25 protein-coding genes are annotated in these 26,754 nt (G+C 61.5%); 9 read left to right on the top strand and 16 right to left on the bottom strand.

Annotation, left to right across the window (positions count from 1 at the left end; all coding sequences use genetic code 11):
* The first annotated feature begins 85 nt into the window (after window positions 1-85).
* The 5 genes from FHT79_RS07450 (at window position 86) to FHT79_RS07470 (ending at window position 4,512) form a co-directional block, all read left to right on the top strand.
* On the top strand, window positions 86-1,189 hold the full coding sequence (locus FHT79_RS07450; RefSeq protein ID WP_028755811.1) for an ABC transporter substrate-binding protein: 1,104 nt from the start codon (window positions 86-88) through the stop codon (window positions 1,187-1,189).
* 71 nt (window positions 1,190-1,260) lie between these two features.
* The gene (locus FHT79_RS07455; protein WP_183903179.1) at window positions 1,261-2,154 is read left to right on the top strand and encodes an ABC transporter permease subunit; all 894 of its coding nucleotides are present in this window, start codon (window positions 1,261-1,263) and stop codon (window positions 2,152-2,154) included.
* A complete protein-coding gene (locus FHT79_RS07460) occupies window positions 2,151-2,939 on the top strand; it encodes an ABC transporter permease (RefSeq protein ID WP_029867940.1) in 789 nt (262 codons plus the stop codon). Before FHT79_RS07455 ends, FHT79_RS07460 begins: the two co-directional genes overlap by 4 nt.
* A gap of 12 nt (window positions 2,940-2,951) precedes the next feature.
* Entirely contained in the window at window positions 2,952-4,013 is a 1,062-nt protein-coding gene (locus tag FHT79_RS07465; protein WP_183903180.1) for an ABC transporter ATP-binding protein, read from the top strand.
* 193 nt (window positions 4,014-4,206) lie between these two features.
* The gene (locus FHT79_RS07470) at window positions 4,207-4,512 is read left to right on the top strand and encodes an NIPSNAP family protein (protein ID WP_028755808.1); all 306 of its coding nucleotides are present in this window, start codon (window positions 4,207-4,209) and stop codon (window positions 4,510-4,512) included.
* A 69-nt stretch (window positions 4,513-4,581) separates the two neighbouring features.
* Here FHT79_RS07470 and FHT79_RS07475 read toward each other — a convergent pair whose 3' ends face one another.
* From FHT79_RS07475 to FHT79_RS07495, 5 genes are all read right to left on the bottom strand, one after another.
* Complete coding sequence (locus FHT79_RS07475) at window positions 4,582-5,583, bottom strand: ABC transporter ATP-binding protein (RefSeq protein ID WP_028755807.1); 1,002 nt, start codon at window positions 5,581-5,583, stop codon at window positions 4,582-4,584.
* Between the two features lie 10 nt (window positions 5,584-5,593).
* Window positions 5,594-6,652, bottom strand: a complete 1,059-nt coding sequence (locus FHT79_RS07480) for a Gfo/Idh/MocA family oxidoreductase (RefSeq protein WP_183903181.1) — start codon at window positions 6,650-6,652, stop codon at window positions 5,594-5,596.
* On the bottom strand, window positions 6,649-7,488 hold the full coding sequence (locus tag FHT79_RS07485) for a carbohydrate ABC transporter permease (protein WP_028755805.1): 840 nt from the start codon (window positions 7,486-7,488) through the stop codon (window positions 6,649-6,651). The genes FHT79_RS07480 and FHT79_RS07485 overlap by 4 nt, the downstream gene beginning before the upstream one ends.
* 9 nt (window positions 7,489-7,497) lie before the next feature.
* Window positions 7,498-8,445, bottom strand: coding sequence for a sugar ABC transporter permease (locus FHT79_RS07490; protein ID WP_183903182.1), 948 nt, complete (start codon window positions 8,443-8,445; stop codon window positions 7,498-7,500).
* A gap of 214 nt (window positions 8,446-8,659) precedes the next feature.
* Window positions 8,660-9,919 (bottom strand): ABC transporter substrate-binding protein, encoded by a 1,260-nt coding sequence (locus FHT79_RS07495; protein ID WP_047611009.1) that lies wholly within the window; start codon window positions 9,917-9,919, stop codon window positions 8,660-8,662.
* A gap of 524 nt (window positions 9,920-10,443) precedes the next feature.
* Between FHT79_RS07495 and FHT79_RS07500 the strand changes: the two genes are divergently transcribed.
* Together FHT79_RS07500 and FHT79_RS07505 are read left to right on the top strand one after the other, a co-directional pair.
* Window positions 10,444-11,328 carry an N-acetylglucosamine kinase gene (locus tag FHT79_RS07500; RefSeq protein ID WP_183903183.1) on the top strand — a complete coding sequence of 295 codons (885 nt, stop codon included), beginning with the start codon at window positions 10,444-10,446 and terminating at the stop codon, window positions 11,326-11,328.
* Complete coding sequence (locus FHT79_RS07505; protein ID WP_011652849.1) at window positions 11,325-12,089, top strand: GntR family transcriptional regulator; 765 nt, start codon at window positions 11,325-11,327, stop codon at window positions 12,087-12,089. Before FHT79_RS07500 ends, FHT79_RS07505 begins: the two co-directional genes overlap by 4 nt.
* Window positions 12,090-12,222: 133 nt before the next feature.
* On the opposite strand, the gene metH is transcribed toward FHT79_RS07505, so the two are convergent.
* Window positions 12,223-15,996 carry a methionine synthase gene (gene metH / locus FHT79_RS07510; protein ID WP_183903184.1) on the bottom strand — a complete coding sequence of 1,258 codons (3,774 nt, stop codon included), beginning with the start codon at window positions 15,994-15,996 and terminating at the stop codon, window positions 12,223-12,225.
* 215 nt (window positions 15,997-16,211) lie between these two features.
* Here metH and FHT79_RS07515 point away from each other — a divergent pair, with 215 nt between their 5' ends.
* Window positions 16,212-17,471 carry an AGE family epimerase/isomerase gene (locus FHT79_RS07515; protein WP_183903185.1) on the top strand — a complete coding sequence of 420 codons (1,260 nt, stop codon included), beginning with the start codon at window positions 16,212-16,214 and terminating at the stop codon, window positions 17,469-17,471.
* A gap of 3 nt (window positions 17,472-17,474) precedes the next feature.
* Here FHT79_RS07515 and FHT79_RS07520 read toward each other — a convergent pair whose 3' ends face one another.
* The 8 genes from FHT79_RS07520 to FHT79_RS07555 all read right to left on the bottom strand — a co-directional run bounded on the left by FHT79_RS07520 (window position 17,475) and on the right by FHT79_RS07555 (window position 24,619).
* Entirely contained in the window at window positions 17,475-18,098 is a 624-nt protein-coding gene (locus tag FHT79_RS07520) for a DUF2799 domain-containing protein (protein ID WP_183903186.1), read from the bottom strand.
* 132 nt (window positions 18,099-18,230) lie between these two features.
* Window positions 18,231-18,728, bottom strand: a complete 498-nt coding sequence (locus FHT79_RS07525) for a heme-degrading domain-containing protein (protein WP_028756352.1) — start codon at window positions 18,726-18,728, stop codon at window positions 18,231-18,233.
* 96 nt (window positions 18,729-18,824) lie between these two features.
* Window positions 18,825-19,436, bottom strand: coding sequence for a flavin reductase family protein (locus FHT79_RS07530; protein WP_183903187.1), 612 nt, complete (start codon window positions 19,434-19,436; stop codon window positions 18,825-18,827).
* Window positions 19,437-19,439: 3 nt separating this feature from the next.
* Entirely contained in the window at window positions 19,440-20,183 is a 744-nt protein-coding gene (locus FHT79_RS07535) for an aspartate/glutamate racemase family protein (RefSeq protein WP_028756354.1), read from the bottom strand.
* 1 nt (window position 20,184) lies between these two features.
* A complete protein-coding gene (locus FHT79_RS07540) occupies window positions 20,185-21,006 on the bottom strand; it encodes an ABC transporter permease (RefSeq protein ID WP_047611022.1) in 822 nt (273 codons plus the stop codon).
* A gap of 1 nt (window position 21,007) precedes the next feature.
* Window positions 21,008-21,922, bottom strand: coding sequence for an ABC transporter permease (locus FHT79_RS07545; protein ID WP_183903188.1), 915 nt, complete (start codon window positions 21,920-21,922; stop codon window positions 21,008-21,010).
* A 256-nt stretch (window positions 21,923-22,178) separates the two neighbouring features.
* Window positions 22,179-23,477, bottom strand: coding sequence for a PotD/PotF family extracellular solute-binding protein (locus tag FHT79_RS07550; RefSeq protein WP_047611023.1), 1,299 nt, complete (start codon window positions 23,475-23,477; stop codon window positions 22,179-22,181).
* A 53-nt stretch (window positions 23,478-23,530) separates the two neighbouring features.
* Window positions 23,531-24,619, bottom strand: a complete 1,089-nt coding sequence (locus FHT79_RS07555; RefSeq protein ID WP_028756346.1) for an ABC transporter ATP-binding protein — start codon at window positions 24,617-24,619, stop codon at window positions 23,531-23,533.
* Between the two features lie 267 nt (window positions 24,620-24,886).
* On the opposite strand from FHT79_RS07555, the gene FHT79_RS07560 reads away from it, so the two are divergent.
* Window positions 24,887-25,597 (top strand): GntR family transcriptional regulator, encoded by a 711-nt coding sequence (locus tag FHT79_RS07560; RefSeq protein ID WP_183903189.1) that lies wholly within the window; start codon window positions 24,887-24,889, stop codon window positions 25,595-25,597.
* 64 nt (window positions 25,598-25,661) lie between these two features.
* Here the strand turns inward: FHT79_RS07560 and FHT79_RS07565 are convergent, their stop codons facing one another.
* Together FHT79_RS07565 and FHT79_RS07570 are read right to left on the bottom strand one after the other, a co-directional pair.
* The gene (locus tag FHT79_RS07565) at window positions 25,662-26,075 is read right to left on the bottom strand and encodes a DUF4174 domain-containing protein (protein ID WP_028759120.1); all 414 of its coding nucleotides are present in this window, start codon (window positions 26,073-26,075) and stop codon (window positions 25,662-25,664) included.
* Window positions 26,076-26,244: 169 nt separating this feature from the next.
* On the bottom strand, window positions 26,245-26,628 hold the full coding sequence (locus FHT79_RS07570; RefSeq protein ID WP_028756343.1) for a hypothetical protein: 384 nt from the start codon (window positions 26,626-26,628) through the stop codon (window positions 26,245-26,247).
* Window positions 26,629-26,754 lie beyond the last annotated feature (126 nt).

The following is a 26,754-nucleotide window of genomic DNA, read 5'->3' on the forward strand; positions in this document are numbered from 1 at the left end:
ATGAACGTCATCCAAACGTCATACAAGCTTCATGTAAGCTCATTAACAGCATCGCCAGACACTGAAAACCCGAAGGAGAACAACAGTGATCTCTAACATTTCTCGACTGCTGTCGCTTTCTACTGCGATGATCGTGGCTTCGACCGCGATTGCCGCCGCTGAGCCGAGCGCTGAACTCATCGCCGCCGCCAAGAAGGAAGGCACCCTGACGACCATCGCACTTCCGCACGACTGGTGCGGCTATGGCGACGTCATTGCCGGCTTCAAGGCCAAATACGGTCTTGAGGTCAACGAACTGAACCCGGATGCCGGCTCCGGCGACGAAATCGAAGCGATCAAGGCCAACAAGGGCAATACCGGCCCACAGGCTCCTGACGTCATCGACGTCGGCCTCTCCTTCGGCCCGTCCGCCAAGAAAGACGGTCTGATCCAGCCTTATAAGGTCTCCACCTGGGATTCCATCCCGGATACCGCCAAGGATGCCGAAGGCTATTGGTATGGCGACTATTACGGCGTTCTCTCGTTCCTCGTGAACAAGGATCTCGTCAAGGAATCGCCGGCCGATTGGCCCGATCTGAAAAAGAGCGACTACGCAAACAGCGTCGCGCTGGCAGGCGACCCGCGCACGGCCAACCAGGCCGTCCAGGGCGTCTATGCCGCCGGTCTTTCCGCATCTGGCGGTGACGCAGCCAAGGCAGGTGAAGAAGGTCTGAAGTTCTTCGCCGAGCTCAACAAGAACGGCAATTTCGTGCCGGTCGTCGGCAAGGCCGCTCCCTTCGCGCAGGGCTCCACGCCGATCATCGTCGCCTGGGACTACAACGCGATGTCCTGGGGCGAAGGTCTGAAGGGCAATCCTCCGTTCGAGGTTGTCGTTCCCAAGACCGGCGTCGTTGCCGGCGTTTACGTTCAGGCGATTTCTGCCTTCGCTCCGCACCCGAACGCTGCCAAGCTCTGGATGGAATACCTCTATTCCGACGAAGGTCAGCTCGGCTGGCTGAAGGGCTATTGCCACCCGATCCGCTTCAACGATCTTGCCAAGAACAACAAGATCCCGAAGGAATTGCTCGACAAGCTGCCGCCGGCAGCGGCCTACGAAAAGGCCGTCTTCCCGACGCTCGAAGAGCAGGCCGCCGGCAAGGAAGCCATCACCAAGAACTGGGATTCCGTCGTCGGCGCCAACGTCAAGTAATCTCTGCTCCTGCCTCCCCGCCGCAAGGCGGGGAGGTTTTGTTACTCCGACGCCCCAGGATGAGCTTTTCCATGAGCACCGTTTCAACGCCGATGGCGAGCAGTGTCCCCTTGATCAACAAAGACCGTGTGATCGACTGGCTGGGCATTGCACCCTTCATCATTTTCTCCCTGCTATTCCTGATCATCCCCACGCTTTATCTTGTGGCGGGCGCATTCCTGACGCCCGAGGGCGATTTCACCCTGAAGAATATCGGCGATCTCTTTACGCCATCGATCATGAGCGCTTACTGGATCAGTATCCGCGTCTCAGTCGCCTCCGCTCTCGGCGGCGCGCTGATCGGCTTCTTCCTCGCCTGGGCAGTCGTGCTCGGCGGCCTGCCCGCCTCCGTGCGCTCGACGCTGCTGACCTTCTCCGGCGTCGCCTCGAATTTCGCCGGCGTGCCGCTCGCATTCGCCTTTCTCGCAACGCTCGGCCGTACCGGTCTTGTGACGATCTTCCTGCGCGAATGGTTCGGCTTCAATCTCTACGGCACCGGTTTCAACCTGCTGTCCTTCTTTGGCCTCACCATCACCTACATGTATTTCCAGATCCCGCTGATGGTGCTGATCCTGACGCCGGCCCTCGACGGCATGAAGAAGGAATGGCGCGAGGCATCGCAGATCCTCGGCGCCACCAACCGCCAATATTGGACGATGGTTGCCCTTCCGATCCTCTGGCCGAGCCTGCTCGGCACGACGCTGCTGCTTTTCGCCAATGCCTTCGGCGCCATCGCCACCGCCTTTGCGCTGACCGGCAGCTCGCTGAACATCGTGCCGATCCTGCTTTATGCGCAGATCCGCGGCGACGTTCTGCACAATGCCAACCTCGGCTACGCCATCGCGCTCGGCATGATCGTCATTACAGGCGTCTCCAACGTCCTTTATCTCATGCTGCGCATGCGCGCCGAACGGTGGCAGAAATGAAAGCTCAACGTCTTGGGGCCTGGATCGCCGTCATCCTGGGCGCATCCTATTTTGTCATTCCGTTGATCGGCACGATCGAATTTTCGCTGCGCATGCGCCGCGGCGAATACAGCCTCGATGCCTATGAGTCGGTCTTCTCAGACATTCAGTTCCGCGAGACCTTCGGCTATTCCATGCTGATGGCGTTATTCACCATCGTCTTCGGTATGCTGCTCGTCGTGCCGACGGCCTATTGGGTGCGGCTGCGCCTGCCGCAGATGCGTCCCGTCGTCGAATTCATCACGCTGCTGCCGCTTGTCATTCCGGCGATCGTCATCGTCTTCGGTTACCTCAGGATGTATAATTCGTCGTCCTACCTGCCCCTGACGGGTTCGACGACCGGCACCAACGCCCTGCTGGTCTTCTCCTATATCACGCTATCCCTGCCCTACATGTACCGCGCCGTCGATACCGCCATGCGCGCCATCGACGTCCGCACGCTGACGGAAGCCGCCGAAAGTCTCGGCGCCCGCTGGACGACCATCATGTTCAGATGCATTTTCCCCAACGTCATGAGCGGCGTGCTCTCCGGCGCCTTCATCACGCTGGCAATCGTCATGGGCGAATTCACCTTCGCCGCGCTGCTCAACCGTCCGGCCTTCGGTCCCTATCTGCAGCTCGTCGGTGCAAACAAGGCCTATGAGCCTTCGGCGCTCGCCGTCATCGCCTTCTCTATCACCTGGCTCAGCATGGGCCTGCTCAACCTCGTTTCCCGCTTCGGTAAAGCCCGCCCGGCAAAGGCTTAAGGTAACTGGCTCATGTCCTTTCTCACACTGACCAACATTCAGAAATCCTTCGGCCCGGTTCAGGTCGTCAAGAACTTCAACATGAACATCGAGAGGGGTGAGTTCATCTCCTTCCTCGGCCCGTCAGGCTGCGGCAAGACGACTGTTCTGCGCATGATCGCCGGCTTCGAGACACCGACCGGCGGCACGCTGACCATCAACGGCAAGGACCAGAGCGCCCTGAAGCCGAACCAGCGCAATATCGGTATGGTCTTCCAGGCCTATGCATTGTTCCCCAACATGACCGTGCACGACAATGTCGCCTTCGGCCTCAAGGTCGCCGCCGCGCCGAAGCCTGAGATTGACGCCCGCGTCAAAGAAATGCTCGGCCTGATCAAACTCGATCACCTGGCCGACCGCTTCCCCTATCAGCTATCGGGCGGCCAGCAGCAGCGTGTCGCCCTTGCCCGCGCGCTTGCCGTCAAGCCGCAGGTGCTGTTGCTCGACGAGCCGCTCTCCGCGCTCGACGCCAAGATCCGCGTGTCGCTGCGCGAGGAAATCCGCCAGATCCAGCAGCAGCTCGGCATCACCACGGTCTTCGTCACCCACGACCAGGAAGAAGCTCTGTCGATCTCCGACCGCATTGTCGTCATGAATGCCGGCAAGGCTGACCAGATCGGTTCGCCCTTCGAGATCTACAACACGCCGGCGACACGCTTCGTCGCCTCCTTCGTCGGCACGTTGAACCTCATCGAGGCCAAGGTCATCGACCCCGGCGCCAACCGCATCCAGATCGGCGATCAGGGCGTGACGCTCAAGCAGTCGGTCGCCGCCCACAAGGCTGGCGAAACCATTTCGCTGGCGCTGCGTCCGGAAGCCGGTTCCCTCTCTGACAACGTCAAAAGCGATACGGCGCTAACCGGCCAGGTCGTCTCGGCCCACTTCCTCGGATCGGTCATCCGCACCCGTATGAATGTCGGCGGCAACGTCATCTCCTTCGACATGTTCAACAGCCCGGGCATCACCCCGCCGCAGGCCGGCGAAACGGTGACGCTGCGCTTCATGGCGGCCGACCTGCTGATCATCCGCGACTGATTTCGCCGATACCGTTCACGCAAAAGGCGCCGCGAAACGGCGCCTTTTTCATTTCAGGCTGGCCGACACGTCAGCAATCGTGATGCTGTCATCACTGCAAAGCACTTGAACTCTCTCAACGCGATGCCAGAAGGTGAGCAAACCAAATGAGCCGCACCCCTCCGCTCGGTGTTTTACGCAATGGGATATGTCAATGATTACCTGCCACCTGCGTTATGTGATCGATCCGTACAAGCTTGCCGAATTCGAGGAATATGCCCGGCTCTGGATTCCGATCGTCAACAGGATGGGCGGCACCCATCACGGTTATTTCCTGCCATCCGAAGGCGCCAACGACATTGCCGTTGCCTTGTTTTCCTTCCCGAGCCTTGCCGCCTATGAGGACTATCGCACGCGCATGGCGAGTGATCCGGAATGTCAGGCCGCTTTCGAACTCGACAAACGCAACCGCAGTATCGTCAGCTATGAACGTAGCTTCATGCGGCCCGTGCTTGGCTGATCGAACTCTTGCACGCCAACGGGAAGTGAAAGGCTCCGCAACACGGGGCTTTTTCGTTCTATCATGCCCTCAGCGGATCGCCTGGTCGTCGACATCGAAGCGGTGGACACGCGCCTGATCCGGCGTCGCATAGACGATCTCGTCGGGCTCGTACTGATGCTCGCCGAACAGGCGTGCCGTCAGCAGGCCGCACTGGTCGGACTCCAGATAGATGATCGTATCGGCGCCGAGATGCTCGACATGCACGACCTTCGCCGCCCAACTCCCCTGCTCACGCGACAGCGTCATGTGTTCGGGCCGCACGCCGATCGTCTTGGCGCTGTGATCGCCGACCTTCTCGGCCGCGATGAAATTCATCTGCGGTGAGCCGATGAAGCCGGCGACGAAGACATTGGCCGGACGGTTGTAAAGCTCCATCGGCGAACCGATCTGTTCGATCGCGCCGGCATTCAACACGACGATCTTGTCGGCAAGCGTCATCGCCTCGACCTGGTCGTGGGTCACATAGATCATCGTCGCCTTCAGGCTGCGGTGCAGCCGGGCGATTTCGAGGCGGGTCTGGACGCGTAGCGCCGCATCGAGGTTCGACAACGGTTCGTCGAACAGGAAGAGTTCCGGTTCGCGCACGATGGCGCGGCCGATCGCGACACGCTGGCGCTGGCCGCCGGAGAGCTCGGCCGGCCGCCGCGCCAGATATGGCTCCAGCGACAGCATGCCGGATGCCTTGCTGACACGCTTTTCGATCTCGTCCTTTGCGGTGCCGGCCTGCTTGAGGCCGAGCCCCATATTGTCCTTGACCGTCAGATGCGGATAGAGCGCGTAGGACTGGAACACCATGGCGATTCCGCGCCTGGCCGGCGGCGTCAGCGTCTCGTCGCGGCCGTTGATGACGACGGCGCCCGACGTGACGTCCTCGAGACCGGCAATGCTGCGCAGCAGCGTCGACTTCCCGCAGCCCGACGGACCGACGAAGATGACGAATTCACCGTCCTTGACTTCGAGGTCGATGCCTTTCAGCACTTCATGCGTGCCGTAGGTCTTGCGGATGGATTTGAGTTGAAGCGATCCCACTGTCTTTCCCTTACAATCTGACCGGCTGGCCGGTACGCACGCTCTCGTCGGCGGCAAGGCAGATGCGCAGCGATGCCACCGCATCCGCCATATGGCGGTCGAGGTTCAGATCCTCGCGGATCGCCCTCAGCATGAAGGCCTGTTCCAGGTCGCAAAGCGCCTGATGGCCGGGCTCGCCGGTCATCCTCATATCCTGGTCGGGCCGGATGAACTTGCCGTCCGCGCCGGTCTCGGCCGTGTGCAGACGGATCACGGAGGTCTTGGTGTGCGTGTCGATATCGTCGGATTTGGCGTTCGGATCCATGACAATGGAAACCGCACCCTTCGGCGACATCACGTCCTTCACGAAGAAGGCGGTCTCCGAGATCATAGGTCCCCAACCGGCTTCGTACCAGCCGACCGAACCGTCCTCGAACAGCACCTGCAGGTGACCGTAATTATACATGTCGGCGGCAATCTCGTCGGACATGCGCAGCCCCATGCCGCGCACCTCGACAGCCCTGGCATCAGTGATCTGGCACATGACGTCGACATAATGCACGCCGCAATCGACGATCGGCGAGGTGGTGCGCATCAGCGACTTGTGCGTCGCCCAGGTCGGGCCGCTGGACTGTTGGTTGAGGTTCATGCGGAAGACGTAAGGCGGGCCGAGCTTGCGCGCCTCCTCGATCAGCTTCATCCAGGAAGGGTGATGGCGAAGAATATAACCGATCACCAGCTTGCGCCCGGCCTTCCCAGCCGCCGCGACCACGCGCTCGGCATCGGCGACGGTGGTCGCCAGCGGTTTTTCGACGAAGACGTCGCAGCCGGCCTCGAAGGCGGCGACGGCATAATCGGCATGGCTGTCGGAATAGGTGTTGATCGAGCAGAGGTCCGGCTTCAGCTTGGCGAGCGCCGTCATGAAGTCGGGATGGATCGTATAGCCCTGCAGCTCGGGCTCCAGCTTCGGCGTCGAGCGGTTGACGAGACCGACGATCTCGAAGCCTGGATTGTTGTGATAGGCGAGCGCATGGCTGCGGCCCATATTGCCGAGGCCGGCAACGAGGACGCGGATCGGTTTTACGGTCACTTGACGGCTCCTGACGTGATGCCGCGGATCAGCTGCCGCGAGAAGATGACGTAGAGGACGAGGATCGGCAGGATCGCCAGCGAGAGCGCCGCCAGCACCGCATTCCAGTTGGTGACGAACTGGCCGATGAAGATCTGCGAGCCGAGCGTCACCGTCTTGGTGGCCTCCGACGGCGCCAGGATCAGCGGGAACCAGAGGTCGTTCCAGATCGGGATCATCGTGAAGACGGCGACCGTCGCCATGGCCGGGCGCACCAGCGGCAGCACCAGCCGGAAGAAGATCGCATATTCGGAAAGCCCATCGATGCGCCCGGCATTCTTGAGGTCATCCGAAACCGTGCGCATGAATTCCGACAGGATGAAAATCGCCAGCGGTATGCCCTGCGCGGTATAGACGAGGATCAGCGCCGTCAGCGTGTTGACGAGGCCGGCCGCCACCATGCCCTGCAGGATCGCCACCGTGCCGAGACGGATCGGGATCATGATTCCGATCGCCATATAGAGCCCGAGCAGCGTATTGCCGCGGAAACGATATTCCGACAGGGCGAAGGCCGCCATGGCGCCGAAGAGCAGCACCAGCAGGATCGAGACGATCGTGACGATGAAGCTGTTCTGGAAATAGGTGGCGAAATCGCCCTGCCCCAGCACCGTCTGATAGCCGACAAGGCTGAAGGTCGACGGCGTCGGGATCATCAGCGGCTCGCGGAAGATCGAAGCGCGATCCTTGAACGAGTTGACGATGGTCAGAAACACCGGAAACAACGCGACCAGCGTATAGGCGCTCAGCGCCAGATGCACGAGGCCGGTGCGGATGGGAGATGTGCGTGCCTTGGACATGCGCGCTCCTCAGAACTGGTAGCGACGCATGCGCCGCTGGATGACGAAGAGATAAAGCGAGACGCCGGCGAGAATGATGAGGAACATCACCGTAGCGATCGTCGCGCCCATCGAGCGGTCGCCGAGCTGAAGCTGGAAACCGAAAAAGGTGCGGTAGAGCAAGGTGCCGAGAATGTCGGTCGACATGTCAGGCCCGGCGAGCGCCCCCTGCACGGTGTAGATCAGATCGAAGGCGTTGAAATTGCCGACGAAGGTCAGGATCGAGATGATGCCGATCGCCGGCAGGATGAGCGGCAGCTTGATCTTCCAGAATTGCGCCCAGCCGGTAATGCCGTCGCATTCGGCCGCCTCGATCACCTCTTCAGGGATGCTGAGAAGCGCGGCATAGATCAGCATCATCGGAATGCCGACATATTGCCAGTTCGAGATCAGCGACACCGCGATCAGCGCCGAACCGGACTTGCCGAGCCAAGGCGCGAACAGGAATTTCAAGCCGATGAGATCGAGCATCCAGGGCGCCACGCCCCAGATCGGCGAGAGGATCAGTTTCCAGATGAAGCCGACGATTACGAAGGACAGGAGAGTCGGCAGAAACATCGCCGTGCGGTAGAAGGCAACGCCACGCAGCTTCGGCACCGAAAGCAGGGCGGCAAGCGCCACGCCGATCGGGTTCTGCACGCACATGTGGATGGCAAAGAAGATCAGGTTATTGACAAGGGCATTCCAGAAATCGCGCGCCCAGCGCGCATCGCCGAACAGCACCTTGAAATTCGCCAGTCCGACGAAGGCCGGCTGCCCGTCGACCATATTGTAGAGCGACAGCCGGAGGGTTTCGATGAGCGGCAGCACCATGACGGCGGAATAGACGATCAGGGCCGGCAGCATGAAGACGAAAATGTGCCAGCGCACCGGGCGCTTGAGCGGGACGATATCCGCCGCGTTGTTGGTTTCGCTCATGGCTTTTGCCTGTTCTTGTCGACTGGCCGCAAGGGCAGCACAGGTGGAAAACGTTGCGCCTCACCCGAACTCTCCACCACCTGGGAAGAAAGGAACGCCCTGCTGGGATGCTATGTCGGGCTGGGAGGTCGCTGCGAATCTCCTTCTCCCCGCACGCGGGGAGAAGGTGGCCGGCAGGCTGGATGAGGGGCAGCAAACGCCGCCCCTGATCACATCACTTGGCCGGCTTGTACCAGCTGTCGAGGCCCTTCTGGAGCTTTTCGGCAGCAACCGCCGGCGTATCCGTGCCGTTGATGACGTTGGCCGATTCGACCCAGGTCTCGTTTTCGAGGTTCGGCGTGCCGCGCGACAGGATCTGATAGGTCGAGCGCACCGTCGACTTGTACGGGCCGCGCCAGGAAACGAATTCCTGAGCGAGCGGATCGGACATCTTGACCGGGTTGGAGTTCAGGCTGAAGAAGCCCGGCAGCGCGTTGGCGTAGATATCGGCGAACTCAGGCGAAGCGACCCAAGTGAGGAACTTCTTGGCTTCCTCAGCATGCGCGCTCTTCGCGTTCAGGCCGACCGCAATGTCAGGATGGTCGGAGATGTAGCCAGTGTCGCCAGCCTTTGGAACCGGCGGCGGGAAGGCGCCCATCTTGAACTGTGCCTGGCTGTTGAACAGCGCGATTTCCCACGAGCCGGCCGGGTAGATCGCTGCACGGCCGAGCGTGAAGAGGTTCTGGCTGTCGGAGTAGGTCTGAGCTTCGAAGCCGTCGCCGAGATAGGGCTTCCACTTGGCAAGCTCTTCATAGGGCTTGACCCAGTCAGCGTCGGTCAGCTTCTGCTTGCCGGCGATCAGGGCGGCGCGGCCGTCCTCACCCTTCCAGTAGTTCGGGCCGATGTTCTGGTAGCCCATGGTGGCGGCTTCCCAGAGGTCCTTCGTGCCCATGGCGAGCGGGATGTAGGTGCCGTCGGCCTTGATCTTGTCGAGCGCTGCGTAGAACTCGTCCTGCGTCTTCGGCACCGAGATGCCGAGCTTGTCGAAGGCATCCTTGTTGTAGATGAAGCCGTGGATGACCGAAGCCATCGGCACGCAGAAGGTCGACTTGCCGTCGTCGGTCGTCCAGGCGGCCTTTGCGACCGGCGAGAAGTTCTCCATACCCGGCAGATCATTCAGGCTCGTCAAGTTGCCGCTCTTGAACAGGGCCAGCGACTTGTCGAAGGGACGGCAGGTGATGATGTCGCCGGCGCTGCCGGCATCGATCTTGGCAGACGTTGCAGCATCGTATTCGGTCGGTGCTGTCGGCGAGAAGACGAGTTTGATGCCCGGGTTCTTGGCTTCGAAGGCCGGGATGATCTTCTCCTGCCAGATCTGCAGGTCGTCATTGCGCCAGCTTTCGATCGTCAGCGTGACGTCGGCGGCATGGACGAGGCCTGCTGACGTCAGCAGGCTGGATGCAAGCAGGAAGCTTTTCAGAGCAGTGTTTTTCATTTCCCTCTCCTGTTTAAGCGCCGCGAGGCGCTGTTTTCGATCTGAAACAAGCAATTGGCGTGCCTGAGGCAACACCCAACGCCCCTTGGAGGACCGCCAGCAATGCCGGTCCCGAAAGCTCGACGGACACGAAGGCGGATCGCCTGCGGCCGGACTGCGCACCTTCCCAGCGACTACACCGGGGCGGCGAAATGATGGGGAAAGCCGATGAATGCCGAATTCGCCACAAGCCCGATAGGCCAGTGGGTCGTCATCTCGATCACCTTCGTAGCGGTTCCGGCTTGGCTTAACTGCCGGTTTTCGCGGGCTTCGAAGTGCTGTTCCCTTTTGCGGAATTAATGCCAAAAAAATACCAATTGTCCAGCCGAATTTAACTTTTCGGCCTGAGAAAATTCGTTAAAAAATTAAATCCAGTAAAATCAATGAGATAAAAAGATTGATTTTCTCCCTCATTCCCACTTGGTAAATGGTATTTTTTTGGTATTGTATTAAAAAACATAGGGAACGGTATATTCGGAGGCCCGATGACGGAGCTTGCAATCGGCATAGACGGCGGCGGAACGAGCTGCCGGGCCGCAGTCGCGGACGGAAACGGCAATGTCATCGGCCGCGGCAAATCAGGCCCTGCCAACATTCTGTCGGATCTCGAAAACTCTCTTCTCAATATCGTCGAATCCGCCCGGCAGGCGCTGTGCGATGCCGGGCTTGCTGCTGAAACCATCTCGTCCGTCGCAGCCGTCGTCGGCGTCGCCGGTGCCAATGTCGGGGATTACGGCGGGCGAATCGAAAAGGCCCTGCCATTTGCCGAAGGCCGCGTCGTCACCGATGCGCTGATTGCCCTTCAGGGCGCACTCGGCGATGCCGACGGTATCGTTGGCGCCTTCGGCACCGGCTCGGTCTATAATGCCCGTAGGGACGGCCGGCTGAACGGCATCGGCGGCTGGGGTTTCGTCGTTGGGGACCAGGCAAGCGGCGCCCGCCTCGGCCGCGACCTGATGGAACGATCGCTGCTCGCCCATGACGGGGTGCGGCCGGCATCGCCGATCACCGAAGCGGTCATGGCCGAATACGGCAACGATCCCGAGCGCATCGTCGAATTCGCGCATTCGGCAAGACCGAAGGACTTTGCCCGCTACGCACCTGTTGTCTTCGAACATGCGGCCAAGGGCGATACTGTTGCGGTTGGCATCGTCACCGATGCCGCGACCGCGATCGGCGAAAGCCTCGAGGCGCTGCTCTGGCCCGAATGCCCGTCGATCTGCCTGCTCGGCGGCCTTGCCGAAGCCTATGAACCCTGGCTTGCCGAACGTTACAGGCCGCTGCTCGCCAAACCGAAGGGCGATGCCCTGCAGGGCGCGGTGGGACTTGCGGTGAAGCTCCTGAACAACAGGCAGAGAGGTGCGGCATGAGCGACGACCTCGCTACCATCCTATCCCTGGAGCGCCTGCAGGCTGCCGGTACCGGCCCGCTCTACGTCAAGCTGCGCCGCATGCTCGAAGAGGCCGTGCGCACCGGCACGCTCGGCCACGGCGATGCGCTGCCGCCGGAACGCGACATCGCCGAATTCGCCGCCGTCAGCCGCGTCACCGTCCGCAAGGCGATCGACGAATTGGTCGCCGACGGCCTGCTGGTGCGCCGCCACGGCTCGGGCACCTTCGTCGCCAAGCCGGTCTCCAAGGTCGAGCAACGCCTGTCGCAGCTGACCTCCTTCACCGAGGACATGGCGCGCCGCGGCATGTCCTCCCGCTCCGAATGGCTGCACAAGGGCATCCACACCCCCTCGCCCGACGAGATGATGATTCTCGGCCTCGGTACCGACGTCAAAGTTTCGCGCCTCTCCCGTCTGCGCATCGCCGACGACCAGCCGCTGGCGATCGAGAATGCCAGCGTTTCCGGCGAGTTCCTGCCCGATCCCTCGGCCGTCACCAATTCGCTCTATGCGGAACTTGAACGCCTCCAGGTCCGCCCCGTGCGCGCGGTGCAGCGCATCTCGGCAACCAATATGAAGGAAGCCGACGCCCAGCTTCTCGGCGTCTCGGTCGGTGCGGCCGGCCTGTCGATCGAGCGCATCTCCTATCTTGGCTCCGGCCGCGCCGTGGAATTCACCCGCTCGCTCTATCGCGGCGACGCCTATGATTTCGTCGCGGAGCTGACGATCGCGGTGACTTGAACCGCAAGGCCGACATCATCGGCTCAAAAGAAAAATCTTCTTGATTTTCAAAAGCATGGAGCCGGAAAGTGATTCACTTCCGGCTCCCTCGTTTCTTGAATCATTTTATCAGCGGAAGACGCCAAACGGCCGGTTACGCCGCGTCGTCGATCTCCTCATCCGCCTTGCGCGGCACGTAGTTCAGCACCGGTCCGAGCCAGCGCTCGACTTCGGAAACCTCCATGCCCTTGCGCCTTGCATAATCTTCCACCTGATCGCGCTCGATTTTGGCGACACCGAAATAATAGGAGTCGGGGTGGCCGATATAGAGGCCGGAGACCGAGGAACCCGGCCACATCGCATAACTTTCCGTTAGCTTCACGCCGGCCGCTTTTTCAGCGTCGAGCAGCTTGAAGAGCGTTGCCTTTTCGGTATGGTCTGGCTGGGCGGGATAGCCGGGCGCGGGGCGGATGCCGGCATAGGCTTCGGTGATGAGATCCTCTTTGCTGAGCGTCTCGTTCTTGGCATAGCCCCAATATTCCCGACGCACCTGCTCATGCATACGCTCGGCAAAAGCTTCGGCGAAACGGTCGGCCAGCGCCTTGACCAGGATCGAAGAATAATCATCGTTCGCCCGTTCGAAACGCTCGGCAATGGCGATTTCCTCAATACCGGCCGTCACCACGAAGCCGCCGACATAATCCTGAACACCGCTTGCGACAGGCGCGACGAAGTCGGAGAGCGCCACGTTCGGCCGCCCGTCACGCTTCGAAAGCTGCTGGCGCAGTGTGTAGAAGGTCTCCAGTTCTTGGCTGCGGCTCTCGTCGGTGAACAGGCGGATATCGTCGCCGACGGCGCCGGCCGGCCAGAAGCCGATGACGGCGCGCGGGCGGAACCACTTCTCGTCGATGATCTTCTTGAGCATGGCTTGCGCATCGGTCCAGAGCGCGCGCGCTGCCTCGCCCTGCTTCTCGTCTTCGAGAATGGCGGGGTAACGGCCGCGCAGCTCCCAGGTCTGGAAGAACGGCGTCCAGTCGATATATTTGGCAAGTTCGCCCAGATCGTAATCCTCGAACACCCGCGTGCCGAAGAATTGCGGCTTCACCGGCTGGTAGGCAGACCAGTCGATCTTGTGAGCATTCTCGCGAGCCCGGGGTAACGGCAGGCGCACCTTCTCTGCCTCGCTGCGCGCATGTGCTGCCGCCACCTTGGCATATTCGGCTCTTATATCGTCGACATAGCCCTGGCGCGTTTCCGGCGAAAGCAGTGCGGAGACGACGCCGACGGCGCGGCTGGCATCGGTTACATAGATCGTCTGCCCGTTGTTGTAGCCGGGATGTATCTTCACGGCCGTATGCACGCGGCTGGTCGTCGCCCCGCCGATCAAGAGCGGGATCTTGAAACCCTGCCGCTCCATCTCGGCCGCAACGTGCACCATCTCGTCGAGCGACGGCGTGATCAGGCCCGAAAGGCCAATGATATCGACCTTCTCGGCGATCGCCGTTTCGAGGATCTTCGTCGCCGGCACCATGACGCCGAGGTCGACGATCTCGTAATTGTTGCAGGCCAGCACGACGCCGACGATGTTCTTGCCGATATCGTGCACGTCGCCCTTGACCGTCGCCATCAGGATCTTGCCGGCCGACTGGCGCTCTTCGCCGCCGTTGAGGCGCTTTTCCTCTTCCATGTAGGGCAGCAGCACGGCGACCGCCTGCTTCATGACACGCGCCGACTTGACCACCTGCGGCAGGAACATCTTGCCTGAACCGAAGAGATCGCCGACGACGTTCATGCCGGCCATCAGCGGGCCCTCGATGACATGCAGCGGCCGGGCGGCCTGCTGGTGCGCCTCCTCGGTATCGGCCTCGATATATTCGGTGATGCCGTTGACCAGTGCATGTTCGAGACGCTTCTCGACACTCCATTCGCGCCAGGAGAGATCCTGGACCCGGCCTTCCCTGGCGCCGGCGCCGCGGAAGCGCTCGGCCACTTCGAGCAGCCGCTCGGTGCCGTCGGGGCGGCGGTTCAGCACCACGTCCTCGCAGGCCTCGCGCAGCTCGGGATCGATGTTGTCGTAGACCGCCAGCTGGCCGGCATTGACGATGCCCATGTCCATGCCCGCCTGGATGGCGTGGTAGAGGAACACGGCGTGCATCGCCTCGCGCACCGGCTCGTTGCCGCGGAACGAGAAGGACAGGTTCGAAACGCCGCCGGAAATATGCACCAGCGGCATGCGCTCACGGATCGTCCGCGTCGCCTCGATGAAATCGACGCCGTAATTATTGTGCTCTTCGATGCCGGTCGCGACCGCGAAAATGTTCGGATCGAAGATGATATCCTCGGGCGGGAAGCCGATCTTCTCGGTCAGCAGCTTGTAGGCGCGCGTGCAGATTTCCACCTTGCGCTCATAGCTGTCGGCCTGTCCGGTCTCGTCGAAGGCCATGACGACGACGGCCGCGCCGTAATTGTGCAACAGTCGCGCCTGGGCGAGGAAATTCTCCTCGCCTTCCTTGAGCGAGATCGAGTTGACGATCGGCTTGCCCTGGACGCGCTTCAGGCCGGATTCGATGATCGAGAACTTCGACGAATCGATCATCACGGGCACGCGGGCGATGTCAGGCTCGGCGGCGATCAGGTTGAGGAATTCGACCATCGCCTTTTCCGAATCGATCAGGCCCTCGTCCATGTTGATGTCGATCACCTGCGCGCCGTTCTCGACCTGGTCGCGGGCGACGTCGAGCGCTGCCGTATAATCGGCATTGGTGATCAGCTTGCGGAACTTCGCCGAGCCGGTGACGTTGGTGCGCTCGCCGACATTGACGAAGGGAATGTCCTTGGTCAGCTCGAAAGGTTCGAGGCCTGACAGCGACATGAAGGGACGATGCTCGGGGATCGGCCGCGGCTTGTACTTGGCGACGGTCTCGGCGATCGCCCTGATATGTTCCGGCGTCGAACCGCAGCAGCCACCGACGATATTGACGAGGCCTTCGCGGGCGAAGCTGTCGATCTGCGCGGCCATCAGCTCCGGCGTTTCGTCATACTGGCCGAATTCGTTCGGCAGGCCGGCATTCGGATAGGCGCAGATGAAGGTGTCGGCGACGCCCGAAAGTTCCTGCAGATGCGGGCGCATGGCGTTGGCGCCGAGCGCGCAGTTGAGACCGATCGTAAAGGGATTGGCATGGCGCACCGAGTTCCAGAAGGCCGACGGCGTCTGGCCGGACAGGGTGCGGCCGGACAGATCGGTGATCGTGCCGGAGATCATCACCGGCAGGCGCACGCCCTTGGCCGCGAAGCGCTCCTCGCAGGCGAAGATCGCCGCCTTGGCGTTCAGCGTGTCGAAGATCGTCTCGATGAGGATGATGTCGGCGCCGCCGTCGATCAAGCCGTCGATCTGCTCGCCATAGGCGGAACGCAGATCGTCGAAGGTGACGGCGCGAAAGCCGGGATTGTTGACGTCGGGCGAGATCGAGGCGGTGCGGTTGGTCGGGCCGATGGCGCCGGCGACGAAGCGGCGGCGGCCGTCCTCGCGTTCAGCGCGCTGTGCCGCCCGGCGCACGATCTCGGCACCTTCCTTGTTGAGGTCGTAGACCGCGCCTTCCATCTCGTAATCGGCCTGCGCGATGCGGGTCGAGGAGAAGGTGTTGGTCTCGAGAATGTCGGCGCCGGCCTTGGCGTATTTGTAATGGATCTCTTCGATCGCGTCCGGCTGGGTCAGGATCAGAAGGTCGTTATTGCCCTTCTGGTGACAGGCGCAGCCGATGAAGCGTGTCCCGCGGAACTGGTCTTCGTCATAGCCGAGCCCCTGGATCTGTGTGCCCATGGCGCCATCGAGGACAAGGATGCGCTCGCTCGCGGCTTGTTTCAAAGCCGCGAAAACTTCACTGCCGTCACGCTTGCCCGTTTCCGGACCAAAGAGATTGTCAAACACGGGAGGGCTCCTTGACGTCATAAGACTAGACTTCCAAATCACATAAAGATATCTTTATGTCAATATATGCCTATCGATTTCGTGCTTTGCAAGCCTGCAGCACCGCGCGCCTTTTCAGACGCGCAAAGGACGACCGATGCGATAGACCGATGACAGGCTTGCTCGACCTCTATATAGGCGTTTGCAACGCTTGTGCACGAAATCGGAGGAGCATCATGGCACCCGCAACCGGCAACGCCGTGCTTGGAAACTGGACGACCCGCGCCTATCACCGCGACTGGCTGCTCAACCAGGCGAACGGCCTCTTCGATTTCTTCCAGCACAATTCGGTCAACCCCAAGGGCGGCTTCTACGATCTCGACGACCAAGGCAGGCCGCTCGACGCCGAGGGCCAGGTTCGCGGCATCCATATTGCCGCGCGCGCCGTGCATTGCTTCTCGATCGGCGCCCTGCTCGGCCGTCCGGGCGCTGCCGACGTCACCGACCACGGCATGAACTATATCTGGAACCATCATCGCGACCGGAAAAACGGCGGCTATTTCTGGTCGCTTAACAATGACGGTCCGGTCGATTCCAACAAGCAGGGCTATGGCCATGCTTTCGTGCTGCTGGCCGCCTCCTCCGCAAAGACCATCGGCCATCCGCTTGCTGACGGCATGCTCAATGATATCACCGAGATCCTCAACACAAAGTTCTGGGAAGCCAAGCACGGCGCGATCGCCGAGGAATTCACCGCCGACTGGCAGCCGCTCGACGGCGGCGCCTATCGCGGCCAGAACTCCAACATGCACCTGACCGAAGCGCTGATGGCGGCCTTCGAAGCGACCGGCGACAGGCAATATCTGACCAAGGCCGAAAGCATCGCCGATCTCGTCATCCGCCGCGCCGCCGGTTCGGTCGACTGGCGCGTCGCCGAGCATTTCGACGCCGAATGGAAGCTCGACAAGGCCTATTATCATCCGAACGAAATGTTCCGCCCGGCCGGCACGACGCCCGGCCATTGGCTGGAATGGGCTCGCCTGATCCTGCAGCTCTGGGCGCTCGGCGGCAAACGCATCGAATGGATGCCGGATGCGGCGAAGGCGCTGTTTGCCCAATCCATGGCGCTCGGCTGGGACAACGACAAGGGTGGCTTCTTTTATACGCTCGACTGGGACGACAAGCCCGCCAAGCGCAACAAGCTCTGGTGGCCGGCCTGCGAAGGTGCGGCTGCCGCCCATTTCCTCAACGAACATCTGCCGAGCGATTTCCACGAGGAGAGCTACCGCAAGATCTGGAACGTGATCGAGCGCGCCTTCATCGACCACAAGAACGGCGGCTGGCATGAGGAACTGACGGAAGATCTCGTGCCCTCGCACTCGCTCTTCCCCGGCAAGGGCGATATCTACCACGCGCTGCAGGCCTGCCTCATCCCGCTCTTCCCGGCAACCGGCAGCCTGACGAAGGGCATCGCCGAGGCCAACGGCAAGCTCTGAGCTTCAGTAACCCGGCGCCGGCAGTTCGGCGCTCGGGTTGCGCTGGAACCATTCGACATCCTCGTTGACGCGGTCGAGATCCTCCTGCACGTCGCGCTGGTCGCGGCGGATGTCGTGCATGTCGTCTTCCAGATCCTCGATCCGCCGGCGCAGTTCCGAGCGGTCGCCATCCTTGGCATCCCTCAGCTTGTCGGAAAGCTCGTCAATGCTCATCTCCTTGGAGCTATAGTCGTTCTGCATCGAGTTGAGGCGTTCCTGCAGCCCGTGCTGCTTGCTGCCGAGGTTGAAGCCGCGCAGGAACCCCGGCGCGGCTTCCGGTGGGCAGACATTGGCATAGCCGCTGCCCGCCTGGCCGCGTGAAAGCCCGCTGAGCGGCGTGCAGTAGCGCACCAGGCCCGCTTGATAGCCCTGGAACCAGATCGACTGATCGGGGATGATCTTGACCCGTTCGCAGGATTTCGCATGGGCGGCGAAACGCTGCTGCGGCTCGTAGCCCGCCGCCCCGTCACTCTCACCGATCACCCGCCAGTCGGCGGCGACGCATTCCTCCTTGGACAGCGTGTTGCAGGAGGCAAGGAAAAGGCCGAAGCCGACAATGGCGGCAAGCGCAAGAAACAAGCGGATCATGGCGTCCCGGGGTAAAATAGGAGTGCGATGCCGCAGCTTAGCCGCAGGATAGGGCCGCGTCACCGGAGCGGCGACACGATTTTGCAGTTTTCATGGCTTTTTTCTGTCAAAATTACGGCGGGAAAGGCCGCATCAGAGCGGCGGGGCAAGCCGCAACGTATCCAGATCCTTCGCCAGCATCAGCGCCAGTGCCTCGACCGCGAGATTGTGGTCGTCGCGCTGCGGCAGGCCGGACACAGTGACGGCGCCGATGCAACCGGTGCCCTTGACGTTGATCGGAAAACTGCCGCCATGCGGCGCATAGTCGGCGCCATCAAGCCCATTGTCTTCGACCGTCTTGCCGTCCTTCTGCAACTTCAGGCCGGAGGCATAGCTGCTGCGGAAATAGCGCAACACCATGTTGCGCTTGCGGCGGACCCAATTGACGTTATCGGGCGTCACGCCAGGGAGTGCCGCGTAAAACACCGGCATCGAATGCAAGGTCACATCGATCGCGATGCCGAGGCCGCGCTCGGTGGCGAGTTCCTGCAGGAGCTTGCCGAGCTGCCATGCCGTCGTCAGGTCGAAAGCGTCGAAGCTCAGCGCTTTCTCCTGCTCCGCGATCCGGCTGAGATCGTTCTCGATTGTCATGGGTAAGCGCTCCTCTGCCGCGATAATCCGTGCAGACCATTCGCGCGGGAGCCGAAAAAGTAAAGCAAAACTTGGGCCTATGGCCTATCGCACCCGTCAGAGCTTCGGCGTCAGCATCTCGAAACGGTCGCGGATGGTGGCGCAGGTATCGCCGCCGAGCCTTGCAATCGCATCGACCGCTGCCGGATCGACATGCAGCCTTTGCGGATCGACGACCCCGTCGCGGTAATGCGCATAGACGATCTCACCCATGACGATCTGCCGCGAGCGGCCGAGTTCCAGCGTCACATGCCGCCGGCATTCGAAGGCGGCCGGCGCCTCGGCGATGAAGGGCGAAGCGACCTTCTCGCCCGGCATCGCCGTCAGCCCCGCCCGCTTCAGCTCGTCGACGCCGCGCGGATATTTGGCGCCGCAGACATGCATCGCCTCGGCGATGGCGAAGGAGACGATATTGACCGTGAACACCTCGGTCATGCGGATATTGTGGCCCGTGTCCTTGAACGACATGTCGGCATTGTTCTCGACCCCGATCGCAAGGATCGGCGGATCGGCAGAAAGGCAGTTGAAGAAGCTGAAGGGCGCGGCGTTGATCCGGCCGTCCTCATCCACCGTCGTCACCAGCGCGATCGGCCGCGGGATGATCGTGCCGATCATCAGCTTGTAGCGTTCGCGCTCGCTGAGCTGTTTGAAATCGAAGGAAACGGACATGGCTCAGCCGGCTTTCCGGACTGGCGCAAAACCGCTCATCGCCCCGCTGAAGGGTTTCGGCAGCGGGGAGGCATAGGAGCCGCGCTTGCTGGTGGAAAGCCCGAGCGACACCAGCGCCTCGGCCTGCTTGACGGCGGCCGCAACGCCGTCGACGACCGGCACGCCGTAGATCTCCTGCAGCTCGCGCGCCAGATCGGTCATGCCGGCGCAGCCGAGCACGATCGCCTCGGCGCCGTCCTCTGAAAGCGCCCGCTCGATCTCGGCCCTGAGCTTGCCGATTGCGCCCGAGGCCGCATCTTCCAGCTCCAGCACCGGGATGTCGGAGGCCCGCACCTTGGCGCGCTCGCCCATGCCGTAGCGGCGCACGAGATTGTCGATCAGCACCCGCGAGCGCTCCAGCGTCGTCACCACGGTGAAGCGCTGCGCCAGGAATCCTGCCGTCACCACGGCGGATTCGCAAAGCCCGAGGATCGGCACATCGGCAAAGCTCCGTGCCGCTTCGAGCCCGGTATCGTCGAAGCAGGCGATCACAGCCGCGTCATAGCCGACCGCCTGCCGCTCCTGGAGTTCAGAGAGCAGACCGGGGATCGCCAGCGCGCCGTCGTAATGTCCCTCGATGGAAACCGGCCCCATGCGCGACGTCGCGGCGATGATCTCCGTGCCGGAGGCTGCCACCGCACGCGCGGCGGTCGCGGCCTTCTCGGTCATGGAGGCCGTTGTGTTCGGATTGACGATGAGGATGCGCATATCAGTTTATCTTTGCCTGCCGCCGGCTGAGCATCATCATGATGCCGAGGGCGATGAGAATGATAGTGAAGGAAAACAGCGTCGTCACCGTGCCGAGCGCATAGAGCACCGGCGTCGTGACGTTGGTCGTCATGCCGTAGATTTCGAGCGGCAAGGTGTTGTAGCTGCCTGAGGTCATCAGCGTGCGGGCAAATTCGTCATAGGAGAGAGTGAAGCCGAACAAGCCGACGCCGATCAGGCTTGGCGCGATCATCGGCAGCACGACATGGCGGAACGTCTGCCAGGAGCTGGCGCCGAGATCGCGCGCCGCCTCTTCGTAAGCCGGCGAGAAACGGTTGAAGACGGCAAACATGATCAGCACGCCGAAGGGCAGCGTCCAGGTGAGATGCGCGCCGAAGGCCGACGAATACCAGGCGGGCTTCAGCCCTCCCTGCTGGAAGACCACGCCGATGCCGAGCGAGATGATGATCGACGGCACGACGAGGCTTGCGACCGTGGCGTAAAACAGCGCGGTCGAACCGCGGAAGCGGCGGCGGAAGGCAAGCCCGGCAAGCAGCGACACGACGACCGTCACCGCCATCACCATCAGCCCGAGGGTGAAGGAACGGCGGAACGAGGCGCCGAAATCGCCGACCGCCTGCTTCTCGAACAGGTTGAAGAACCAATGGGTGGAAACGCCGTTCATCGGGAAGGTCAGGCCGCCGTCCGGTCCCTGGAAGGAGAGGATCAGGATCGCCGAAAGCGGGCCGTAGAGAAACAGTACGAAGATGATGAAGAAGATCGCCAGCAGATAGAATTGCAGGCCGCGTTTTTCGTGGTTCATCTCAAAGCTCCTTGCGGATGTCGACGACGCGCAGGATGGCCGCGACCATCAGGAGCACGACGGCGAGCAGCACCACGGCATTGGCGGCCGCTGCCGGATATTGCAGCAGCGACATCTGGTTCTTCATCATCAGCGCCACCGAGGCGCTCTGGCCGCCGGACATCACCTGCACCGTCGAAAAGTCGGCCATGACGAGCGTCACGACGAAGATCGTGCCGATCGCCATGCCGGGCTTGGCGAGCGGAATGACGACGTTCCACAATATCTGCCAGCCCGACGCACCGGCATCGCGCGCCGCCTCGAACAGCGACCGGTCGATGCGCATCAGCGTGTTGAAGATCGGCGTCACCATGAACAGCGTATAGAGATGCACCATGGCGAGCACGACGGCGAAATCGGAATAGAGCAGCCATTCGATCGGCTGCGGAATGATGCCCATTTTGATCAGCGCCGAATTGACCAGGCCGTTGCGCCCGAGCACCGGGATCCACGAGATCATCCGGATGATGTTCGACGTCATGAACGGCACGGTGCAGACGAGGAAGAGGATCATCTGCGTTGAGGTCTTGCGGATGTGGAAGGCCAGGAAATAGGCGACCCAGAAGCCGATGACGAGCGTCAGCGACCAGACGATCGCGGTGAATTTCAACGTGTTGAGATAGGTCTTCCACGTCACCCACGAACCGAGCGTGTCGGTATAGTTCATGGTGAGGAAATCGGGGTAGAGACCGGCGAAATCGTAGTCCCAGAAGCTGACGACCGCGATCATGGCGATCGGCAGCAGGAAGAAGAAGCCGAGAATGGCGAACAGCGGCGTCGCCTGGAGATAGGATATCGCCGATGGGGAGAGCCTCAGTCGACGCCCGCCGCGCGCGCCCTGACCGTCCTCCTCCGTTTCCGCTGCGATGGTCGCCATATCCGGTTCTCCGTTCTAATTACGTCAAGTGGAACGAAGGTGCGTGCCACCCCCTCATCCGCCTGCCGGCACCTTCTCCCCGCTGGGGGAGAAGAGAATCGCGGCGGCGTCCGGGCCACCTGCTTTCCGACAGGGAGGGCTCAAAAAAGACCCCTCCCCAACCCTCCCCACAAGGGGGAGGGAGTTCTCTGCCGCACCGCCTCCGGACTCCCTCCCCCTTGTGGGGAGGGTTGAGGAGGGGAAAACGGCAATCGCATTACGCAGCGATGAACTCGTTCCAGCGGCGGACCATGTAGCGGTCCTCGTCCATGACGGAGTTCCAGCAGGCGACCGCGCCCATGCGGGCTTCGAAGGCTCCGCCGTCGCGAACGGCGCCAGCCTTTTCCATGACCTTGCCTTCGGGCGACAGGATATCGCCCTGTGCCGGCTTGCCCTCGATCCAGTAGCCCCATTCGTCGGCTGTCATGAAGTTCTTGGCCGTTTCCATGCAGGCGGAATAGTAGCCCTGGCGGTTGAGGTAGCCGCCGACCCAGCCCGACGTGTACCAGTTGATATATTCGTAAGCCGCATCGAGCTGCGCGCCCTTGAGGTGCGAGGCAAGGCCGAGGCCGCCGCCCCATGCGCGGTAGCCTTCCTTGAGTGGCTGATACTTGCAGGCGATGCCCTTGGAGCGGACGGCGGCGACGGCCGGCGACCACATGGACTGGATGACCACTTCACCCGATGCCATCAGGTTGACCGATTCGTCGAAGCTCTTCCAGAAGGCGCGGAACTGGCCGTCGCCCTTGGCCTTGATGAGGAATTCGATCGTCTTGTCGATCTCTTCCTTGGTCATGTTGCCCTTGTCGGCATACTTGATGTTGCCCATAGCCTCCATGATCATCGCCGCATCCATGATGCCGATCGACGGAATGTTGAGGATCGAGGTCTTGCCCTTGAACTTCGGATCCATGATGTCGGCCCAGCTCGAAATATCGCGGCCGACGAGATCGGGGCGGATGCCGAGCGTATCGGCATTGTAGATGGTCGGAACCATCGTCATCCACTGCGTCGGTTCCTTGGCAAAAGTCTTGGCGCCCGGAGCCTCGACGAAGCCGACCGTGTGCGGCGCCGTGCCCTGGGCGATGACGCTTTCCGGCTTCAGCTTGCCGTTGATGAACAGCGGCACGATCTTGTCGTAATATTTCAGCTTCTTGACGTCCATCGGCTGCAGGACGCCTGTCGGGAACACCTTCTTGGCGATCCAGTATTCGATATCGGCAATGTCGTAGCTGTCAGGCTGGGTGACGGCGCGCTGGGCGGCGGCGTCGGAATCGGTCGCCGTCATTTCCAGCGTAATGCCGAGATCGGCTTTGCACTTCTCGGCGATGGCATTGATGTTGGAAACGCCGGTGCCGAACTGGCGAAGCGTGATGTTCGTCTGCGCCCAGATTGTCGGAAAGCCGGTGATGGCGCCGGAGCCGGCGATGGCGCCGACAGCGGCGGCACCCGTCTTCAGCAGTGTGCGGCGGGACAGACCCTTCTCCGCCTTGGTCGATGTCGTTTCAGTCGTCATGTCAGTTCCCCTTTTCTTGATATGGAAGGTTCATGGTTCTTGATGGTGATGGCTCACGCCGAGGAGCGGCCGAGAAGCACGGCATCCTCGAGCGCCCAGCTGAGCGCGACGGTGTCGCCGACGGCGACCGGCCGGGCGAAATAGTCGCCGTCGTCTGATATGACGGTGAAATCGTCGCTGCCGGCGCCGATAACGGTGATCTTCACGGAAGAGCCGCGATATTCGATGTTGGAGACGATGCCGTTGAAGCCGAGCGTCCATTCGGTCGCCACCTGCAGGCGCACGCGATCGGTGCGGATGCCGATATCGACGCGCTCGCCGACCTCCCTGCCCGTCCCGCGCACGGAAAAGCTCTGCCCCTCCGGCACCGTCATGACCAGCACCCCGTTCTCGCTCGATGTCACCTGGCCCGACAGCACATTGTGATCGCCCATGAAGCGCGCGACGAAGGCCGTCGCCGGCCGTTCGAAGACCTCGCGGGGTGCTGCGGCCTGCTCGATCCGGCCGTCATTCATGATGACGATGACATCGGCGAGCGCCATCGCCTCTTCCTGGCTGTGGGTGACGTGCACGAAGGTGATGCCGAGCGACTTCTGCAGCTTCTTGAGTTCGGCGCGCATGCGGATCTTCAGGAACGGATCGAGCGCCGACAACGGCTCATCGAGCAGCAGCGCTTCCGGATCGGTGATCAGCGCGCGCGCCAGCGCCACGCGCTGTTGCTGGCCGCCGGAAAGCTGGGCCGGACGCCTGCTGGCATAGGCCTCCATCTGCATCAGTTTGAGCATCTCGCGCGCCTTCGCCCGCCGCTCCTGCTTGTCGACGCCCTTCATCTTCAAGCTGAAAGCGACGTTGTCGATCAGGTCGAGATGCGGGAACAGCGCATAAGACTGGAACATCATCGCCGTGCCGCGCCTGGCCGGCGGAAAATCGGTGACGACGACATTGCCGAGCCGGATATCACCCGACGAAATGCTCTCATGGCCGGCGATCATGCGCAGTGTCGAGGTCTTGCCGCAGCCCGACGGGCCGAGGAAGCAGCAATATGAGCCGGCCGGAATTTTCAGGCTGATCGCATGGACGGCCGTCGTCGCGCCATAGACCTTCGAAACGGATACTATATCGATCTCTGCCGCTTTCGACATCATGCCTTCCCCTGTTTGGAAAAGACGATGCATCTGCCGTGCCAAATGCAGTTTTCTGCATCAAACCGTTGCGAAATAAGGATTTTATATCAACAGAAGTTTCAAGGGCGAATTATAGGCAGAACCGCATCTGCTCACGATTTAGGCTATCGTGCGCGATTTGTGCAAAAGATCGTATACAATTTCAGCGTCACTTCGGGCACAAATTCTATTTAACTTTTGCCGCGAACACGGATATGGTTTGCCGACCATCAGGAAATCGATTTCATGAAATCCGCTGCCAAGGCTCAGCAGGCCGACGACTCCGCCGAAACCGGCGCGCAACAGATCCGCGATGCCATTCGCGAAGCGATCGTCGAGCGCAGGCTCTCGCCCGGTACCAAGCTTTCGGAAAGCGATGTCGGCAATCTCTTCAATGTCAGCCGCACGCTTGCCCGCGCCGCCCTGCAGGCACTCTCCTATGAAGGCCTCGTCAGCGTCGAGAAGAACCGCGGCGCTTTCGTCGCCTATCCCTCGCCGGATGAGGCGCGCCAGATCTTTTCCGCCCGCCGGCTCGTCGAACCCGGCATATTGCGCGAGGCAGCGGCCCGGATCACGCCCGATGACATCGCCCATCTGAGACAGCTGCTGCTGGAAGAAGGCCGCCTGATGAGCGAGCGCGGCCAGACGGCGCGCCGAGCCGAGATCAAGGCATCGGGCGATTTTCACCTGACGCTGGCGGCGATATCCGGCAATGCGATCATGCAGCGCTTCATGGAGGAGCTCGTTGCCCGCTCATCCCTCGTCATTGCGCTCTATGGCCAGTCGACTGCATCGAGCTGCGGCCATTCCGAACATGGCGACATCATTTCGGCGATCGAAGCCAAGGAACTCGACCGCGCCTGCCAGCTGATGCTGCATCATATCGCCCATATCGAGGCCGACCTCGATCTGCGCGAACGCAAGAGCCTCGGCCTCAAGGAAGCCTTCGAGCTCTGAACACGCAAAGGGGGAGCGCAGCTTTCGCCACGCCCCGCTTTCGTTTCAGACCGAAGGCTGAAGCTTACCAGGGTGTCTGCTTCGGCAGCGTCTCGAAGGCCGCGAAAATTTCCTCAGCGGTTTGCGGCTCGCTTGATCGCAGCCTCACGGTCCCGTCGCGCCCGATCAGGATCAGGCCGAACTCACCGGCCGGCGGTCCCTGCAGCCGCGCGCGAATATCGTCGGCATCGAGCTCCCAGTCATCATCGAACAGCGCGAACGCGCCGCCGCCGGCAATGGTGAATACCTCGACATCTTCCTCGATGAGGCGCATTTGCGCCTTGCGCAACCATTCGTCCTGAATGATTGGACGGTCGTCTTGCGCGTCTGCGAAGATGATCAATACCCGCTTCCTGTCGCGAAACTGCTCCAGCGATTGCGGAAGCTCCGGCTCATGTCTGGATGCGCCGATGATTTCATGAACGATGGATTTCAGCATGATGCTCATTCCTCGGCCGTCATCACTACAGAATTGCGCGTACAGATTTTCGCGTCCGAAGACGCGAGGCGCTGTAGTGGCGGGCTGTGCGGACTAAACGACTGGGGATGAGCGAGGTTCCGCCAGAAAGCGGAAAAGGATCGCAGCCATGGCCGCGATCCTCATCCTGTCAATCGCGGCTCTGGTCTTCGGCCGCGTGGGCCGAAACGGCGACGAGATCCGCCGTGCCGTTGGCGAGAAGGCGCTTGCGCACCAGCACGCGCATGACGCGTGCCGCCGTCGAGAAAGTCATCTGGTCGAGCGGGCCTTCGCCCTCCCACGGCTTGGTCAGCCGTTCGGTGACGGCGCCGACGATATTCATCGGCACGATGTCGGTGCATTCGCGCATGGCTTCGAAAACGAAGCTGATGGGGATGATCCGTCCTTCGTGGGTCACGATCGGCTCGGTCAATTCGCTATCCCATTCCTCGAAGGCATAGAGCGCTTCGCGGAACAATTGCTGGAGGGTAAACGGCGCGTGGCCGTTATGAAGTGGCGGCAGTGCATTCATCATGTCTGTCTCCTCTTGTTGGATTGAAGCCAAGTCCTCCGGTATCGGTCGGCATCAACGCGGGAACGGAAAAATATTGCCCCTGCGGACCGAATAACACGATTGATTCTATAGAGTAACGTGCCGGGG

Source organism: Rhizobium sp. BK212, assembly GCF_014197475.1.
GTDB lineage: Bacteria > Pseudomonadota > Alphaproteobacteria > Rhizobiales > Rhizobiaceae > Rhizobium > Rhizobium anhuiense.